We start from the raw sequence: 15,873 nt of genomic DNA on the forward strand, positions 1-15,873 counted from the left end.
ATGGCGTCCTGGACCGGAAGGTCCAGGACGCCATCGCTTTATTCCATGGAGCCGTGAATGCTATTCGCCTGAAGCGTCTTCTGCCTGTTCCTCCTTGGCTGCTTCGGCCTTGCCTTCCTCGGTGAATTCGTACATCACGCCCGAGAGTGCGGCAGCCAGCTCTTCGGGGCGGCGGGTGGAAGTCAGCCAGTACGGCGTGGTGTCTCGCTCGTCGGTCACTTCCATGCGCACGGCACCGTCGATCCAGCCACGCAACAGCATGTAGGCCAAGCCGTGAAGCTTCTGTCCACGCTGCTTGAAAGCTTCGTCGCCACGGTAGCCGACGACGTTGCCGATGTACTTGCGTTCAATGCTGGCCCGGCCAACGGTGACCAGATCATCGGTGACTTCGATGGCTGGCACGCGCAGCAGGAACACCGCGACCAGTGAAATCAAAACTACGCCACCGGCAACCCATCCAAGGATGCTGTTAATCGGTGCTACTGCGATACCTGCGGTGATGGAAATGATGATCGGCCAAATCCAGGTGCTGGCCGATGGCCAGAGCTTTTCGCTGTACAGGACGTTCGAACCCTCGGGGCTGGAATTACTCATGGTTCCAAGTTTAGGCAATATTTCCTGGTTCCATGACCTCGGGGCTGGCGGCAGGGGATTGCCCTGCGCGCGCGATAGAGTTAGCCACGAGAAACTATCGAGTGACTATTTCACATAACTCCGGGGGAAGACCTACACCGATGAGTGAGCCATCAATTTCCATTGCCATCAAGATGCTTGACACCGAACTGCCGGTTCCCAGCTACGCGCATCCGTCAGATGCCGGTGCTGACTTGCATGCTCGCGAGTCGCTGGTGCTGGAGCCTGGCGCCCGCGCGCTCATTCCAACAGGCATTGCGCTGGCCATCCCGCATGGCTATGTCGGTCTCGTGCATCCGCGCAGCGGCTTGGCTGCTAAGCACGGCATTACCGTTGTGAATGCACCGGGTACTGTTGACGCGGGGTACCGTGGTGAGATCATGGTCACCTTGCTGAATACCGACACGTCTGAGTCTTTCGAAGTCAGCCGAGGCGACCGAATCGCCCAGCTGGTAATCCAGAAAGTCGAGCAGGCAGCGTTCATCCAAGTCGATTCGCTGGACGGCAGTGCTCGCGGCGCTGGCGGGTTCGGTTCGACCGGCGGATTCAGTTCCAAGTAAGTACCCTTGAGTGCAAGACGAGATTTTCTAAGGACACCATGATTTTCAAGCGCAAGAAAGCCCAAGACCAGCCAGTCGACGCACCAGCTGCTGAGGCAGGCCAGGGCGAGGCCGAGCCGAAGGACGGCCCGTTCGACTACAGCGAGGTCGAGAATACGCAGGAATACCTTGACTTCGGCTCGATCCTGATCAAGCCAGTAGCAGGCTTGAAGGTCCGCATGGACGTTGAAGAGTCCAACAAGCGTGTCATCGCGGTGTCGCTGGAGATCGCCGAGTCGCGTATCCAGCTGATGGCTTTCTCTTCCTCGAAGTCCGAATCGCTGTGGCCTGGCATCAGCGACAAGATCAAGAGCGATATCAGTGCCCAGAACGGCGAAATTTTCACCCGCGACGGCGATTACGGCCAGGAGCTGCTCGCCAAGGTGCCGCAGCAGCTGCCTGATGGTCGCGCCGGGCATGTCGCCCTGCGCTTTGTCGGCATCGACGGCCACCGCTGGTTCCTGCGTGCGGTCATTGGCGGCGCTGCCATTGGAGACGAAGAAGCGGCTGGCATCGTTGACGGGATCCTGCGCACTGTCGTGGTCAACCGCGGCGACAAGCCACTGCCACCGGCCGAACTCTTGCCCCTGAGTGTTCCGGCCAATGCGCAGGCCCGCCCGGCAGGCACTGAGCAGAACCCTGAGCAGAACTCTGAGCTGAAGCGTCCAGAACGCGGACCAGAGATCACCCAGATCGGCTAATGCATGTCGCTGAAGGACAAACCCGTCACTGCGCTGCTTGGCCCCTCGGGCCAAAAGCTCAGCTACCAGCGGCTGGACAGCTTGGAACAGCTGCCTGTCAAGGGCAGGGTGGAGCACACGGGCTACATCCAATCGGTTAGCTATTCCGCGCCACACGTCGCACCCACGCTGACCGCGGTGGTGGTCGACCGGCTCGGTGCGGTGTCTGCTCGTCGCGGGACTGTACCGCATGTGCGTTTGGCGTTCATGGGCCAGAAATCCGTTCCGGGAATCAAGCCGGGCGTGAAGGTGGAATACTCGGGAATGGTCGCTCCCGTGGATCAAGTTCCGACGATCTTTAATCCGCGCTACGTAATCGTGCCGGAGGCCCGCGGGTGATCCGCGCGTTCCCTCAAGGTCTTGGGAACGAGAGCATGCTGGCGTCTAACTGGAAGAAAACATGATGAACAACGACGAATCGCGTCCGGAAGATGGATCCACGCCGGAAGCAAAGCATCCAAGCTTCGCGGAAATGATTGGCTCGAACGCCAACATCGCGCAAAATGCCGACGGCGGGATAGATCTGCTCTCCACCGTCGGTGGCGTGCGCGGAATCCTGGAAACGGTGCTTCCCGGTTTCGTGTTCATCATGGTCTTCGCGCTGACCTCCAATCTGGGCTGGGGGCTGATCGCTTCGATCAGTCTTGGCGTGGTGTTCATGATCATCCGCCTAGCCAAGCGCTCGACGCTGATCCAGGCCGGCTCCGGGCTGATCGGCATCCTGATCTGCGCGTTCGCCGCACGCAATTCAGGCAATGCCAAGGACTACTACATTCCAGGGTTCTGCGTATCGGCCGCCTACTTGGCGGGATTGCTGATTTCGGTGATGGCCCGCTGGCCGCTGATCGGCCTGCTCTTCGGGTTCATCCGCAATGAAGGCACCGAGTGGCGCAAGAAACCCGCGCGCTTGCGCCGCTACCAGGTGGCCACCTGGATCATCATTGCTGTTTTCGCGCTGCGCCTTGCAGTGCAGATCCCGATGTACATCGCAGATGACGTCGTGGCCTTGGGCTTGGCCCGCGCCTTGATGGGGGTGCCGCTGTATGCAGCGGGGCTCTGGTTTGCCTGGCTGGTCTCGAAGCCTGCAGCAGAAGCCAGCAACGGGACCAGCCCTCCAGCACAAGCCGTCTAGCGGGTGGCGTCGCGCAGCGTGCGGCGCAACAAGGCTTCGGCTTGCGGGGTGGTGATGAAGAAGATTTCATCGCCACCCTCAATCACATCATCGGCACTGGGCGGGAACGGCGTTTTATCGCGAACCACTGCCATCATGGTGGTGTCTTCGGGCCAGGAGATGCGCCCGATGCTGCGGCCAATCAACGCCGAATCGTGCGGGACGGTGAACTCGACCATGTAGACCTCGCCGGTCTTCAGCGTCAGCAGCCGCACCAGGTCGCCCACCTCCACGGCTTCTTCCACCAGCGCGGTCATCAGCCGCGGGGTGCTGACCGCTACATCTACGCCCCAGGCGTCATCGAACATCCACTCATTCTTCGGATTGTTCACGCGGCCTACGGTGCGCCGGATGCCGAATTCGCTCTTGGCCAGCAACGAGACCACAAGGTTCACCTTGTCATCGCCGGTTGCCGAAACGACCACGTCGTACTCTTCCAGCTGTGCCTGCTGCAAGACAGCTAATTCGCAGGCATCGCCAATCAGCCACTTCACCGCTTCCAGGTCGGCGCGCTCGGCCATTTCCGGCTGCAGGTCGATAAGCAGGACTTCGTGATGGTTGATCACAAGTTCGCGGGCAATGGAGGAACCGACCGAGCCGGCCCCGGCAATCATGACCTTCATGGGGGTGCCTCTCAGATTATTCGTTGGCCTGCGCAGCCGGCGGGCTGGCAAGGATCTTTTCGATGTCCTTGGACTCATCGAGCCGCATCATCACGTGCACCAGGTCGCCGCCCTGCAATCGGGTGCGGCTCTCGGGGATGGTGCCTTCGCCGAAGCGGGTCAGATAGGCCACTCGTACCCCGGCGGCCGCTTCCAGCTCCTTGACCAGCCGTCCATACCAGTCGCGGTGCAGGGCAACTTCGGAAAGCACCAGGCGCCCCGATGGCTCCCGGAAGTCACCGCGCATCGAATAGTCGGGCAGGATCCGGCGCAGCACCTGATCGGTGCTCCAACGGACCGCGGCCACGGTGGGGATACCCAGGCGCTGGTAGATCTCGGCGCGCCCTGGATCGTAGATGCGGGCCACGACATGGGGGACGTTGTAGGTTTCGCGCGATACGCGAGTGGCGAGAATGTTGGAATTATCACCGCTGGATACGGCGGCGAAAGCATAGGCCTCATCGATTTTGGCAGCTTCCAGGGTGTCCTTGTCGAACCCCATGCCGGTCACCGTGGAACCTGAGAAGCCTTTGCTCAGCCGGCGGAAGGCATGCGGGTCCTGGTCAATGACTGCCACGGAATGCCCCGCTGAATCCAGCGTGTGGGCTAGCGAGACACCGACGCGTCCGCACCCCATGATCACGAAATGTGCCACCGAGAACTCCTTGGGTCTACTGCTTGCTGCATGTCCAGTGGCGCACACAAGCTGTGTGCTCCGAATGCAACAATAGCGCTGATCGCACCCAGTTTATCGGTGGTGCAGCACCCATGTGCCTTGCACCCTGCGATAACGTTGTGTCGTGCCTGCATTATTTGACGGTCTGAAGCGGATCTTGGTGGGCCGGCCTTTCAGAACTGAACAGCTGAAAAAGAAGCCGTTGCCACCTAACGTCGCGTTGCCGATTTTCTCGTCCAGCGCCCTGTCGTCCTTGGCGTACGCGCCAGACGAAATCTTGCTGACCCTGGCCATTGCGGGCATCGCGGCCACCGCGCTTTCGCCGATGGTCGGACTTGCTGTCCTTGCCGTGCTGGTGGTGCTGGTGCTGTCCTACCGGCAATCGGTCATGGAGTACCCCTCTGGCGGTGGCGACTACGAGATCGTGAAGAAGAACCTGGGTGCGCGCCCGGGAACAGCGGTCGCCGCTGCGCTGCTGGTCGACTTCGTGCTCACCGTTGCTGTGTCCAGCTCATCAGCTGCCCTGTATCTCGCCGCCATTTTCCCTGCAGTGGCCGAGTACAAGGCTTGGGTGGCTGCTGGACTTGTCGCATTCCTCGTGGTCGGTAATCTGCGCGGCAGGGGACAAGGGCGCTGGACCCTGGCCATTCCGGTCTACCTCTTCGTGATCGGCATGCTGCTGCTGGTCGCTATCGGCGGGGTGATGGCGCTGACCGGTACCCTCGGGCTTGCCCCGAGCGCGGATTTCACGATTGTGCCGGAAGAAGAGTTTGCCAATGGGCTGCACGGTGTCGTCGGTGCATTGCTGATCCTGCGTGCTTTCAGTACGGGTTCGGCGGCGCTGACCGGTATCGAGGTCCCGATCTCGAACGTGCAGACCCTGGCCAAGCCGCGGGCCAAGAACGCGGCGCGGATCCTGCTGGTGCTGGGCCTGCTCTCCGGGGTACTGACACTTGGCACGCTGATGCTTGCCCGTGCCACCGGCATCAAGGTCGTCGCCGACCCGCAGGCCTCATTCTTGCTCGACGGTGCCCCGATCCCTGAAGGGTTTGTGCAGGTCCCGGTCCTTGGCCAGCTGGCGCAAGCCGTGTTCGGCGATTTCACCTTCGGCCTGGTCATTGTTTCGGTGCTGACCATTGCCGTGCTGCTGCTGGCCGGAAACCAGGCCTTCAACTCCTTCCCCCTGCTGGCCAGCCATCTGGCTACCGACGGCTTCCTGCCACGCCAGCTGCGTACCCGCGGTGATCGGCTGGGCTTCTCCAACGGCATATTGTCCCTGGGCGTTGCCGCGATTGCACTGGTGCTGCTGTTCCAAGGCGATGTCACCTTGCTGGTCCAGCTGTACGTGGTGGGCGTGTTCGTTTCCTTTACGCTCAGCCAGCTGGCCATGCTCAAGCACTGGAAACGCGTGCTGGTTCCCATTGCCGACCGCAGGATCCGTGCGGCCAAGCAGCGCAAGCGCCTGCTGAACCTGGTGGGCCTGGTCCTATCGGCACTGGTGCTGGTGGTCGTCTTGGCCACCCGCTTGGTCCACGGCGCGTGGTTGGCCGTGCTGGGCATTGCGGCCTTGATGCTGATCATGGATTCACTGCAGCGCCACTACCAGAAGGTTGACGACGAGCTGGCGGTGGATGAGGACGTTGCCGCCACGGCCTTGCCCTCCCGGGTGCATGCACTGGTGCTGGTCTCCACCGTGCGCAAGCCGGTGCTGCGGGCCTTGGCCTTCGCCCGAGCTTCGCGTCCCTCGAAGCTCGAAGCAATCATCGTGGATGTGGAACGAAGCAAAACCGAAAAGACCCTCCGGGACTGGGAACGCCTGCAGATTCCGGTGCCGATCACCGCCCTGGCTTCTCCGTACCGCGATATCCCCGGGGCGCTGATTGAGCATATTCGTTCCATCAAGCGTGAATCCCCGCGGGAACTGATCGTCGTGTACATCCCTGAATACGTAGTGGGCCACTGGTGGGAACAGCTGGTGCACAACCAAACCGCTTTACGAGTGAAAAACCGGCTGCACTATGAACCGGGCGTCTTGATCGCCTCGGTTCCATGGCGCCTGCTCAGTGCTTCGCATGCCCTGGGCGGCGGGCCGACCGAAGAATCTTCGGCACACCGCTGAATTCAATGCTTCTGATGAAAGACAAGATCGATGACTGAAACACCAATGCTCACCGTCCGCCTGGGCAAGATTGCCCATGGCGGCCACACCGTCGCCCGCCATGAGGGCCGCGTGATCTTCGTGCGCCACGGCATTCCCGGAGAGCTGGTGAATGTGCGCCTGACGGACAGTGCGCCGGAGGCCAAATTCTGGCGTGCCGACGTCGCCGAGGTGCTCGAAGCCAGCGAGCACCGCGTGCCCCACTTCTGGGATGCCGCTGATGCCCTGAAGCATCGTGACCCGGTGGGTGGCGCAGAGTTCGGCCACATCACCCTTGAGCACCAGCGTGAGCTCAAGTCGCAGGTTGCTGCCGAGCAGATGACCCGTCTAGGCGGCCTGAAGGCGGAGGACTACAACTTCCCTGCGGTGCAAGCGGTCAAGGGCGCGGCCGACGGCCTGGGCTGGCGTACCCGGATGTCCTATTCGGTGGACGCACAGGGCAAGCTCGCGATGAGCGCATTCCGCAGTAACCAGTTGACCGGCATCGCGCAGATGCCATTGGCCCATCCGGCTATCGAGGCCACCGGCTTGTACTCTGTGTACTACAGCGGAATCGAGCGTGTCGAGGCTGCGGTATCCAGCCAGGATGACCAGACCGTGCTGATCCTGCTGGCTGAAGCAAGTACCGGCGCCGCGGCAAAGGTGGCAAAGCAGTTCCCGGAGGGTGTCAATGTCGCCGCTTTCAGCCAGCGGGGCGGCTCGGCGGCTGACGGCAAAGGCAGCTTGCAGACCTTGGCTGGTTCGGCGTTCCTGACCGAAAAGGTACTGGGGGAGAAGTTCCGGATTACCGGTGAAGGCTTCTGGCAGGTGCATCGAGAGGCGGCCAGCCTGCTTTCCCAGCGCGTAGTTGAACTGACCGAGCCAGCCGCTGGCGAGCAAATCGCCGACCTCTATGCGGGTGCTGGCTTGTTCTCCGTCCCGTTGGCTAAGGCAGTTGGCTCCCAGGGCCGGGTCTTCTCAATTGAAGGCGCTCCGGGCACGCATGCCGATGCGAAGAAGAATCTGCGCTCCTATTCGCAGGCCACGGTGATCCGAGGCCGTGTTGAGCGAGTGTTACGGCAGGTCGCCGGGGATGCCTCCCTGGACGCCGTGGTACTTGACCCGCCCCGCACCGGGATCGATAAGCAGGTGGCTGCGGAGCTGGCTTCCATTGCTGCATCCCGGATTTGTTACGTGTCCTGCGACCCTGCGGCTTTCGCCCGTGATACCGCGCGTTTGATGGGCCGCGGCTACGAATTAGAGCATATGGAGATTCACGATTTGTACCCGCATACCCACCATATGGAGTCCATCGGGCTCTTCGTGCGCCGTTAAACACCTGAAATTGTCCGATTAGACACGAATTCGGATGAAAATTTATTCCGAGGAGTCTTTTTATGAGCTTAGGCGATAGACTGTTTTTAGCTCTGCCACGCTAGGAGCCTGACTATCTCAGTTAGGAACTCCTAACTGGAATTACAGTGTGCGTGTGCAACAGAATGAGTGTCTGGCGAGAGGAGTCCCACGTGAGCAATGTGGACAGCTTCGGTGCCAAGGGCGTACTTGACGTCAATGGAACCGAATACGAAATTTACCGACTAAATACGGTTGAAGGCTCGGACAGCCTTCCTTACAGCCTTAAGGTTCTTCTTGAGAACCTGCTTCGCACCGAAGACGGCGCGAACGTAACCAACGAGCACATCAATGCACTGGGTCAGTGGGATGCTTCGGCTCAGCCGAACACCGAAATCCAGTTCACCCCTGCACGTGTGCTGATGCAGGACTTCACCGGCGTGCCTTGTGTCGTTGACTTGGCAACCATGCGCGAGGCCGTCAAGGACCTCGGCGGTGACCCAACCCGCGTTAACCCGCTGGCACCAGCCGAAATGGTCATCGACCACTCCGTGCAGATCGACACCTTCGGTTTCGAAGGCGCTGTCGAGCGCAACATGGAGATCGAGTACCAGCGCAACGGCGAGCGTTACCAGTTCCTGCGCTGGGGCCAGACTGCATTCGATGACTTCAAGGTCGTCCCACCGGGCACCGGTATCGTGCACCAGGTCAACATCGAGTACCTGGCACGCACCGTCATGACCCGCGAGGTCAACGGCGTACTGCGCGCTTACCCGGATAGCTGCGTAGGCACCGACTCCCACACCACCATGGTCAACGGCCTGGGCGTGCTGGGTTGGGGCGTTGGCGGCATCGAAGCCGAGGCAGCAATGCTCGGCCAGCCTGTCTCCATGCTGATCCCACGCGTTGTCGGCTTCAAGCTGGCTGGCTCGATCCCAGCTGGCGCCACCGCAACCGACGTGGTGCTGACCATCACCGAAATGCTGCGCAAGCACGGCGTTGTTGGCAAGTTCGTTGAGTTCTACGGCGAAGGCGTGGCAGCAGTGCCACTGGCCAACCGTGCAACCATCGGCAACATGTCCCCAGAATTCGGCTCCACTGCCGCGATGTTCCCGATCGACGATGTCACCCTCGACTACCTGCGCCTGACCGGCCGCAGCGACGAGAACGTGGCACTGGTCGAGGCTTACGCCAAGGAACAGGGCATGTGGCACGATCCAAGCCGCGAGATCCGTTTCTCGGAATACCTCGAGCTGGATCTGTCGACCGTGGTTCCATCGATCGCCGGCCCGAAGCGTCCACAGGACCGCATCGAGCTGTCTTCCTCGAAGGAACAGTTCCGCAAGGACCTGCACAACTACGTATCGAACGCCGACGACACCCAGGGCGCTGGCCGCCCGTCGGTAGCCGTCGATGTCACCAAGGAAGATGGCACCCAGTTCACCCTGGACCACGGCCTGGTTTCGATCGCTTCGATCACCTCGTGCACCAACACCTCCAACCCTTCGGTCATGCTGGCCGCAGCCGTACTGGCTCGCAACGCAGCTGACAAGGGCCTGACCTCCAAGCCATGGGTCAAGACTTCGGTCGCGCCAGGCTCGAAGGTCGTTACCGAGTACTACGAGAAGTCCGGCCTGCTGCCATACCTGGAGAAGCTCGGCTTCTTCGTTGTTGGCTACGGTTGCGCAACGTGCATCGGCAACTCCGGTCCATTGGATGCCGAGATCTCCGAGGCCATCAACGCCAACGACCTCGCAGCTACCGCAGTTCTTTCGGGCAACCGCAACTTCGAAGGCCGCATCAACCCAGACGTGAAGATGAACTACCTGGCTTCCCCGCCACTGGTCATCGCCTACGCACTGGCTGGCACCATGGACTTCGACTTCGAGACCGACGCACTGGGCCAGGACGCCGAGGGCAACGATGTCTTCCTGAAGGACATCTGGCCATCGCCTGTCGAGGTCCAGGAGATCATTGACTCGTCGATCGACAAGGAAATGTTCGCCAAGGGCTACGACGGAGTCTTCGAAGGCGACGCTCGCTGGAAGGCACTGGACACCCCGGAGGGTTCGACCTTCGCATGGGACGAGAAGTCGACCTACGCACGCAAGGCACCGTACTTCGACGGCATGACCGCCGAGCCGCAGCCAGTCCAGGACATCAGCGGCGCACGCGTGCTGCTGAAGCTGGGCGACTCGGTGACCACCGACCACATCTCGCCTGCAGGTTCGTTCAAGTCGGAAACCCCGGCTGGCCGCTACCTGATCGAGAACGGCGTGGATCGCAAGGACTTCAACTCCTACGGCTCGCGCCGTGGCAACCACGAAGTCATGATCCGCGGTACCTTCGCCAACATCCGCATCAAGAACCAGCTGCTGGACGGCGTCGAGGGTGGCTTCACCCGCGACTTCACCCAGGCTGATGCTCCGCAGGCTTACGTCTACGACGCTGCAGAGAACTACAAGGCTGCCGGCACCCCGCTGGTCGTTCTTGGCGGCAAGGAATACGGCTCGGGCTCCTCGCGTGACTGGGCTGCCAAGGGCACCGCATTGCTGGGCGTCAAGGCCGTCATCACCGAATCATTCGAGCGTATCCACCGCTCGAACCTGATCGGCATGGGCGTTCTGCCGCTGCAGTTCCCAGAGGGCGAATCCGCTGATTCGCTGGGTCTGACCGGAACCGAGACCTTCGCTGTCTCCGGCGTGACCGAGCTGAACAACGGCACCACCCCGAAGACCCTGAAGGTTACCGCAACCGCACAAGACGGCAAGGTTACCGAGTTCGACGCAGTTCTGCGCATCGACACCCCAGGTGAAGCTGACTACTACCGCAACGGTGGCATCCTGCAGTACGTACTGCGCCAGATCGCCGCTGCCAACTAGCAGATCCACCTCGGCTCCGGTCGAAGCGAATCTCTAAGTAGTTCCGCATCGCGGGAAAACCTGAGACCCAAGGCAATTGCCTTGGGTCTCAGGTTTTTAACCAGCCTTTTGCGCACTCAGCTGACCATGGGTGCGGGCCGTGGACCGGGTGCGGGTGCCAACTTCCAGCACGCTGAAGCCTGACGTTTCCAACAACAGCTCCAATTCCCCGGGCGGCCAATACCAGGCCGGGGCGACCTGGTGGCCAAAGGCTTCTAGCTGATCCCCGGCAAAGAATCCGAGCAGCAGCTTGCCGCGTGGCTTGAGCACCCGGGCAAACTCGCCCAACAGCTGCGGAAGCTCGGCTGGAGGAGCATGGATTACCGAGTACCAGGCGAGCACCCCGGAAAAATGGTGGTCTTCGAACGGCAACTGTGCCAAGTCCGCACGCAGGAAATCGGGCTTCTGGAAGTTGCGCCGTGCGAAGTGCAGAAACTCCGGAACGAGGTCAACGCCTGTAGCCGGCTGATGGGCATCGGCGATGAACTGTGTCCAATGCCCAGGCCCGCAGCCAGCGTCCAGGACCGGCCCCTCCAGCTGCCCCGCCCACGCCGCAATCAGCTCCCGGTCTTCAAGCTCCGCCTGCTCGGGCGAAGCGAACAGATCGATATAGGCGCTGGCGAGACTCGAATAACTCGCTGAGACGTGATGAGGATCGAAGGAAGATGGCATACGCTCAGCTTAGCGCCGCCCGCAGGGAGCCTGGAGATCAATTGCTAGACTCGGGAATCACTTCCAGAAAACTGTTGGCGGAGAGGAACTTCCGATGACGTCACCTGCCCTTGAAGATCTGCTGAATGCGGGCCAAGTGCACCAAGTGCGTTCCTGGCTCGGAGAGGCAACAGTCGTTTCGGACATGTCTTGGGGGCTGACAGACATTAAAGTCCTCCATTTGGATGCAGCCGGAAAGCACTTCGTGCTCAAGACCGCGGGCGAAAGCAACCATCACATCATCCGGGAGCTGGAAGCACATCGCCGGTACACGCGTGTACTTGCCGAAGCCGGGCTGGCCGCGCGGCTGCGTTTTTCAAGCGATGTGCACCGCCTGGCAGTGCTGGACTACCAACCCGGAGAACTGTGCGTAGGGACAGAACATGAATACGCGCCGGATTCGCATCGACAGGCGGGACACGCGCTCAGGTTGCTGCACGATCAAGAACAGCGTGTTGCTCATGGCTACGAAGCCCGGCTGACGGCAAAATTCCTTCAGCTGCTTGAACGCAAGCACCGCATTGGTGCTTCACGGTGCCGGCAGATCAGGGACCTGTTCACCAGCTACGAGCCTAAATCCGTGGCCGTCGTCCCAACGCACGGAGACTGGCAGCCTCGTAATTGGCTCGTAGACCAAGGAAAACTGAAAGTCATTGATTTTGGACGTTTTGAATTCCGTCCAGCTTCCAGCGACTTCGCGCGACTCTCACTACAGCAGTGGGTGGGGCATCCGGAGCTGGAACAAGCCTTCCTTCAGGGCTACGGCTATGATCCGCGCGAAGAATTATCATGGAAAATGATGCAACTACGTGAAGGCCTGGGCACGGCCGTCTGGTCTTATGAAGTTGGAGATGAATCCTTCGAAGCGCAAGGGCTGCAAATGCTGGCCGATACGCTGGACCGCAACTAGGCTCGCACGCGAACGGGCACATGCGTTCGGGGTAGTGAACGTCATTGCTAGGAAATTAGCACCAGCACGGACGTTGACGGATAATGAAAAAAGCCTTGAACGCGGTAAACTAGGTATTTCGCATGGGCTTTCCAGCCTATTGTCGGCGAATTTGTGAAGGGGATGAACGTGTCTTTATTGAAGACCATCAAGAAACCAAGTGACCTGCGGGCGCTTACCCTCGAGCAGCTCGACGACTTGGCGGAGGAAATCCGCGGCTTCCTCATCGACAATGTTGCTCGTACTGGCGGCCATTTGGGTCCCAATCTCGGTGTTATCGAGCTGACCTTGGGCATCCATCGTGTCTTCGATTCCCCAACTGACTCCATCGTCTTCGATACGGGACACCAGTCGTATGTGCACAAGTTGGTTACCGGACGCCAGAATTTCGAGACCTTGCGCCAGCAAGGAGGCCTGTCGGGCTACCCTGACCGCGGTGAATCAGAACACGATGTGGTTGAGTCCTCCCATGCTTCCTCCTCGCTGTCGTGGGTTGATGGAATTTCCCGCGCCAACAAGCTGATGAATAACAATGACCGCTACGCCGTAGCCCTGGTGGGCGATGGCGCCTTGACCGGCGGCATGGCCTGGGAAGCAGTCAACAACATCGCTGCCGACAAGGACCGCAAAGCAGTCATCGTGGTCAACGACAACGGCCGCTCCTACGCCCCGACCATCGGCGGCCTGGCCAACCAGCTTTCGGGACTGCGCCAGCAGCTGGACAAGTTCCGTACCCACCCGGCCTACGAGAACGCCATGGACAAGCTCAAGGTCAAGCTCAAGGGATCCGGGCCAGTAGGCGATTTCACTTACAAGTCCCTTCACGCCACCAAGAAGGGCATCAAGGACTGGTGGGCACCGCAAGGCCTGTTCGAGGACCTGGGCCTGAAGTACATCGGCCCGATCGATGGCCACAACCAGCGCGCAGTAGAAGAAGCGCTGCAGCAGGCCAAGCAGTACGCGGGCCCAGTGCTCGTGCATGCCCTGACTGAGAAGGGCCACGGCTACGCTCCGGCCCGCGCCGATGAAGCTGACCAGTTCCACGCCGTTGGCGTTATCGACCCAATCACCGGTCTGCCGGTTTCCAAGTCCAGCGCGCAGAGCTGGACCAGCGTCTTCGGCGAAGAGATCGCGGCGGTGGCCAACGAGCGCGAGGACATTGTGGCGATCACCGGTGCCATGCTGCAGCCAGTGGGCCTGAAGAAAATGTCCCAGGAACACCCTGAACGCGTCATTGACGTGGGCATCGCCGAACAGCACGCCATGACTACTGCCGCCGGCCTTGCCTTTGGCGGACTGCACCCGGTGGTCTGCGTCTACGCGACCTTCCTCAACCGTGCCTTTGACCAATTGCTGATGGACGTGGCCCTGCATAAGGCAGGTGTCACCATCGTGCTGGACCGCGCTGGAGTCACCGGCCCGGACGGCGCCAGCCACCACGGCATGTGGGATATGGCGCTGACCCAGATCGTGCCTAACCTGCATCTGGCTGCGCCGCGCGATGCCGACCGCCTGCGGGAGGAACTGCGTGAAGCCCTTGACATCAATGATGCGCCAAGTGTCGTGCGATTCTCCAAGGGGTCGGTGGGTGAACCCATCGAAGCTGTGGACCGCCTGCCAGATGGCGTGGATGTTCTGGCACGCTTGGGGGACCGTTCCGCACCGGATGTTCTCATCGTTTCCGTGGGCGCCATGAGCGAGCTTTCGCTGGATGTCGCAGAACGACTGAACAGCCAGGGCGTATCGGTGACCGTGGTGGATCCTCGTTGGGTTCTACCAATGCCAACCTCGGTGATTTCACTGGCAGCCCGTCACCGCATTGTGGTCTGCATCGAAGATGGCGTCCGAGCCGGCGGTGTGGGTTCGCGCTTGCGCACCGAAATGCGTGCAGCGGGTGTCGATACGGCTCTGAACGAAGTAGGTTTGCCTACCGAATTCTTGGCGCACGGAACTCGTGCTGAGGTCTTGGACCGCGTTGGACTGACTGCACAGCAGGTAGCCCGCGATACCCTGGCGCAGGTTCTGGGAACCAAGGTTCCATTCGCCCGGCCCCTCCCTGGACAAGACCTGCCTACCGGTCAGATTCCGAAGCTGTGAGCTCACCGTCCGGCTGCCCGGTAGACCTGCCCCGTAGCCCAGAAACTATCGCCGAGGGTTCCTTGGTGGTAGCGCGCGCCTGGAAGTATGATTCCAGCCCGCACTGGGTGGTGCCCGGATTTTATCTCGGACAGGACAAATACGGACATTGGCTTCACCAGCCGGCCGGCGCACTGGTAGCCCGTCCGGGCACCGCACACTTGGCAGCGAGTAATGCGCTCTGCCTGATTCCACACTCGGGCCAGTGGATTGCCACCCTCTATGCGGATGCACTGGAAGATTTTGATGTCTACATCGACCTGTCCAGCAACATCGGATGGCGACGGATGAAGCGTGGCGCTTGGGAAGTCAACTCCATTGACATGGATTTGGACGTGATTCGTTCACGTAGCCAAGGCGTGTTCCTTGATGATGAAGATGAATTCGCCGAACATGAAATAGGCATGAACTATCCAGCTTCCCTAGTTCGTAGTATTGGAAGAGAAGCTGGACTGTTGCTCGGCACCGTGATCAACAACGATGCACCGTTCAATGCCGAACACCGCGCCACCTGGCAATCCAAGGCTGAGCGCCTAGCCGCACAGCTTGCCGAAGCCTCCAAAAATTTAGATAACTAAGCACACCGTAGACCCAAGGGGTAATCACATGGCGATCATTCGCACCTACCGGATGAACGAAAAGAACGAACTGGAATTCCGCGAAGCATGGTTCCAGCAGTTCGAGGACGATGAATTGGGTCAGTTCGTGATCAATCACGGCACCGTGGGACATATGTCCAAGACCAATGAAGTCCAGGACGTAAACACCGACCGCGCCGACGAATTGTTCGCTGGTTTCGCTGAAGCCTGTGCTGCCGAAGGCTATGCAGAGATCAAGGAAGAAGATCAGTCGTGGGTTATCGTGCAGTACGCGCTGAAATCCGCAAATGGCACCGAGCGCGACCAGTACCTGGACAAGAAGGCCAAGGAAGCGCTGACCGGCCACTTGGCATGGCGCGGACTTGGCACGGTGGAGTCCAGCGATTTCGGTAACCGAAAGCTGAACATCCGAGTCCTATCACCAGCTCCAAAGCTTGCAGTCGCTGCGATCAAGACGTGCATCCGCGAAGCCAAGCTGGACTTCACCAAGATGAGTATCGGTGTTGCGCCCTATGCGGAATTGAACAAGCTGAAGATGGCGCACCCGATGCCACCAAAGCCGATGTCCATCGACTGATCACGAATG

The 15,873-nt window shown here is 60.4% G+C and carries 15 protein-coding genes; 11 read left to right on the forward strand and 4 right to left on the reverse strand.

All coding sequences use genetic code 11. The features are described from left to right. Positions 1-60: 60 nt before the first annotated feature. Entirely contained in the window at positions 61-594 is a 534-nt protein-coding gene (locus ACIOU9_RS03040) for a DUF3093 domain-containing protein (RefSeq protein WP_402695999.1), read from the reverse strand. Between the two features lie 140 nt (positions 595-734). Here ACIOU9_RS03040 and dut point away from each other — a divergent pair, with 140 nt between their 5' ends. From dut to ACIOU9_RS03060, 4 genes are all read left to right on the forward strand, one after another. Further along, positions 735-1,193 carry a dUTP diphosphatase gene (gene dut / locus ACIOU9_RS03045; protein WP_105656755.1) on the forward strand — a complete coding sequence of 153 codons (459 nt, stop codon included), beginning with the start codon at positions 735-737 and terminating at the stop codon, positions 1,191-1,193. Between the two features lie 38 nt (positions 1,194-1,231). After that, on the forward strand, positions 1,232-1,933 hold the full coding sequence (locus ACIOU9_RS03050) for a DUF3710 domain-containing protein (RefSeq protein ID WP_105656754.1): 702 nt from the start codon (positions 1,232-1,234) through the stop codon (positions 1,931-1,933). Positions 1,934-1,936: 3 nt separating this feature from the next. Then, entirely contained in the window at positions 1,937-2,311 is a 375-nt protein-coding gene (locus ACIOU9_RS03055; protein ID WP_105656753.1) for a hypothetical protein, read from the forward strand. Between the two features lie 61 nt (positions 2,312-2,372). Further along, the gene (locus tag ACIOU9_RS03060; protein ID WP_402696000.1) at positions 2,373-3,104 is read left to right on the forward strand and encodes a DUF3159 domain-containing protein; all 732 of its coding nucleotides are present in this window, start codon (positions 2,373-2,375) and stop codon (positions 3,102-3,104) included. Here ACIOU9_RS03060 and ACIOU9_RS03065 read toward each other — a convergent pair. Both ACIOU9_RS03065 and ACIOU9_RS03070 read right to left on the reverse strand, forming a co-directional pair. Continuing rightward, positions 3,101-3,766 (reverse strand): TrkA family potassium uptake protein, encoded by a 666-nt coding sequence (locus ACIOU9_RS03065; RefSeq protein ID WP_105656752.1) that lies wholly within the window; start codon positions 3,764-3,766, stop codon positions 3,101-3,103. The genes ACIOU9_RS03060 and ACIOU9_RS03065 overlap by 4 nt on opposite strands. Before the next feature lie 16 nt (positions 3,767-3,782). Beyond that, entirely contained in the window at positions 3,783-4,460 is a 678-nt protein-coding gene (locus ACIOU9_RS03070) for a TrkA family potassium uptake protein (protein WP_133834263.1), read from the reverse strand. A gap of 145 nt (positions 4,461-4,605) precedes the next feature. Here ACIOU9_RS03070 and ACIOU9_RS03075 point away from each other — a divergent pair, with 145 nt between their 5' ends. The 3 genes from ACIOU9_RS03075 (at position 4,606) to acnA (ending at position 10,853) form a co-directional block, all read left to right on the forward strand. Then, positions 4,606-6,600 (forward strand): APC family permease, encoded by a 1,995-nt coding sequence (locus tag ACIOU9_RS03075; protein ID WP_181148801.1) that lies wholly within the window; start codon positions 4,606-4,608, stop codon positions 6,598-6,600. Positions 6,601-6,630: 30 nt separating this feature from the next. Continuing rightward, positions 6,631-7,953: a class I SAM-dependent RNA methyltransferase gene (locus ACIOU9_RS03080; RefSeq protein WP_402696002.1), complete on the forward strand. Its 1,323-nt coding sequence runs from the start codon at positions 6,631-6,633 to the stop codon at positions 7,951-7,953. Positions 7,954-8,117: 164 nt separating this feature from the next. After that, the gene (gene acnA, locus ACIOU9_RS03085) at positions 8,118-10,853 is read left to right on the forward strand and encodes an aconitate hydratase AcnA (RefSeq protein WP_208294266.1); all 2,736 of its coding nucleotides are present in this window, start codon (positions 8,118-8,120) and stop codon (positions 10,851-10,853) included. Positions 10,854-10,949: 96 nt separating this feature from the next. Here acnA and ACIOU9_RS03090 read toward each other — a convergent pair whose 3' ends face one another. Next, positions 10,950-11,564 carry a class I SAM-dependent methyltransferase gene (locus ACIOU9_RS03090; protein WP_402696004.1) on the reverse strand — a complete coding sequence of 205 codons (615 nt, stop codon included), beginning with the start codon at positions 11,562-11,564 and terminating at the stop codon, positions 10,950-10,952. A 94-nt stretch (positions 11,565-11,658) separates the two neighbouring features. Between ACIOU9_RS03090 and ACIOU9_RS03095 the strand changes: the two genes are divergently transcribed. From ACIOU9_RS03095 to ACIOU9_RS03110, 4 genes are all read left to right on the forward strand, one after another. Next, complete coding sequence (locus ACIOU9_RS03095) at positions 11,659-12,513, forward strand: phosphotransferase (RefSeq protein ID WP_105656747.1); 855 nt, start codon at positions 11,659-11,661, stop codon at positions 12,511-12,513. 168 nt (positions 12,514-12,681) lie between these two features. Continuing rightward, positions 12,682-14,649 (forward strand): 1-deoxy-D-xylulose-5-phosphate synthase, encoded by a 1,968-nt coding sequence (gene dxs / locus ACIOU9_RS03100; protein ID WP_105656856.1) that lies wholly within the window; start codon positions 12,682-12,684, stop codon positions 14,647-14,649. A gap of 65 nt (positions 14,650-14,714) precedes the next feature. Further along, positions 14,715-15,266, forward strand: coding sequence for a DUF402 domain-containing protein (locus tag ACIOU9_RS03105; RefSeq protein WP_286134572.1), 552 nt, complete (start codon positions 14,715-14,717; stop codon positions 15,264-15,266). Between the two features lie 28 nt (positions 15,267-15,294). Beyond that, on the forward strand, positions 15,295-15,864 hold the full coding sequence (locus ACIOU9_RS03110; RefSeq protein WP_133834259.1) for a hypothetical protein: 570 nt from the start codon (positions 15,295-15,297) through the stop codon (positions 15,862-15,864). Positions 15,865-15,873 lie beyond the last annotated feature (9 nt).

Source organism: Glutamicibacter sp. NPDC087583, assembly GCF_044743685.1.
Lineage (GTDB): Bacteria > Actinomycetota > Actinomycetes > Actinomycetales > Micrococcaceae > Glutamicibacter.